At 24.6% G+C, this 1,336-nt stretch carries 1 protein-coding gene; it reads right to left on the bottom strand.

The annotated features are described in order from the left end of the window. Positions 1–1,336, bottom strand: a 1,336-nt coding sequence (locus Q0370_RS06285; RefSeq protein WP_299573545.1) for a DEAD/DEAH box helicase, incomplete at both ends; no start/stop codon positions are given.

Below are 1,336 nucleotides of genomic sequence, written 5' to 3'. Positions count from 1 at the left end.
TCTCATTTTCATTTTTAAAAATTTTAGAATTTTCAAATTGTAATTGTGCATTATAAAATGAGCCTAATTTTAGGGATAATTCTTGAAATAATTCGATATTTGTATCAAAATCACTTACTTTTAAAATTTCATTTTCAGATTTGCCAATTTCTTCTTTATAATCTAAATACAAGTCTTTTAAAATATTTTTAGAACTAAAGTTAATTTTTTCGATTTTTTCAATAATACGATTTTGACAAACTCTATCCAGCTCTACATAGCATGATTTTGGAATATTTGAAAATTGATTTTTTATTTCGTTTATTATTTTTTCTTTTTTAGTAAATAAAGTATCCTTATTATCAACTTCGTTTGAAAAATAATTTATTAACAAGTAATCTTTTTTATGATTTCCAATAAAATCAATAATTGTAACAAAATCTTTATTTTCAGCCTTTCTTAATCCTCTTCCAATTTGCTGTATAAAAATCGTTGAGGACATTGTAGGACGTAAAAATAGCAGTAAATTAATTGTTGGAATGTCAATTCCTTCATTTAAAATATCTACTACACATAAAATTTCAATTTTTTTATTTTTAAATTTTTCTAAAATTTCTGATCTTTCGTTTGAACTTGTATTTGCTGTGATTACAGCAGATTTATAGCCTTTGTTTGTAAATTCTTCTTTCATGAAAAAAGCATGCTCTATATTTTGGCAAAATGCAACAGCACTCAATTTATCACCATCAAAACCAAATTTATTGATTTTTTCAACAATATAATCGGTACGTGTGTTCAGTAATAAATTTTCTAATAATACTTTTTCATTATATTTCCCATTTTTGTAAGGAATATTATCATAATTAATCATATAATCATTCACGCCAAAATAATGAAAAGGCACAATTAAATCCTCTTCCAAAGCCTCTTTTATTCCAATTTCATCTACAATATTATAGTCACAAAGCGAAAGAATATCCTTGCCATCCATACGTTTAGGAGTTGCTGTCAAACCTAGCAAAAATTTACTCTGAAAATACGATAGCGTCTTTAAATAACTGTCTGACATTGAATGATGAAATTCGTCAACTATGATATAATCAAAGAAATTATGTTTAAATTCATTATAACAATTTCTTAATGATTGAATAGAAGCAAAAATCATGCTTTTATTAATTTCTTTTAAGCCACCGTAAATTCTTCCAAATTCATTTTTATCAATTTTAAGAATTTTTGAAAAGACATTCATTGCATTTTCCAGCAATTCTTCACGATGAGCAATAAATAAAAACTTTATATTTGAATTTTTGGACTTTCCATCATTTATTTCAAATAATTCATTTTCGGTATTAGAACC

The organism is uncultured Leptotrichia sp. (assembly GCF_938036635.1).
Taxonomy (GTDB): domain Bacteria; phylum Fusobacteriota; class Fusobacteriia; order Fusobacteriales; family Leptotrichiaceae; genus Leptotrichia; species Leptotrichia hongkongensis.
The sequence above is the reverse complement of the archived record's forward strand: the minus strand, read 5'-3'. Positions and strand labels throughout refer to the sequence as shown.